The 634-nt window shown below is 42.3% G+C and carries 1 protein-coding gene; it reads right to left on the reverse strand.

The features are described 5' to 3' along the window. Positions 1-634: hypothetical protein (locus IQR33_RS02005; protein WP_193843465.1), on the reverse strand; the 634-nt coding region annotated here is incomplete at both ends.

The raw sequence follows: 634 nt of genomic DNA on the forward strand, positions 1-634 counted from the left end.
TCTGAACAGATTGTTCCGTCAGCCGAGATTTCTCTAACAGTTCCAATGAAGTCGTAGTATTTTCCTTTTTCTACGGAAATAGTTCTTTCGCCAGAGGTCTTGGTAAGATTTACGACTAGCGCACTGTTTAGGTCCTGCGACTTAGTGATCATTGCGTAGTCAGGAAGAAGAATTCGCCCATCCTTGTATGTTACTCCCGTACTTGGAACTACCATTTTTGGCGCTTCTATTGGCTGTACTACAGTCGAGCTAGATGCTATTGCCATCGTTGGCTGTACTACTTTGCTATTTACTTCTGTATTTTTACCAATATGTTGGGTGGTAGTCTTAGCAACCTGTACTGCCGTTGGCTTTGTAATCGATTCTTTAGCAGGTTTTACAACTTTCTTTTTAGACTGCTGAGAGCGTCGAAGGTTGGCTAGTTCAGTCGGCGTGTACTCCTGGCGTTCTTTATCAATAAAGTATTTGCTGCCAATAAGTAAAACTCCGTCTTCTCCCTCACCTTTAATGTTGGTGACTTTATGGTTGCCAATTTTTGATTTGAACGGCTCACTTTTGTAAAGAGTGATGTAATGTGGAGAGTTATCGGATCTATCTGGTGCACGTACAGCAAAAACCCCCTCAGCAATCTCAT

This window comes from Vibrio sp. OPT46 (genome assembly GCF_015163535.1).
In the GTDB taxonomy this organism is placed as follows: domain Bacteria; phylum Pseudomonadota; class Gammaproteobacteria; order Enterobacterales; family Vibrionaceae; genus Vibrio; species Vibrio alginolyticus.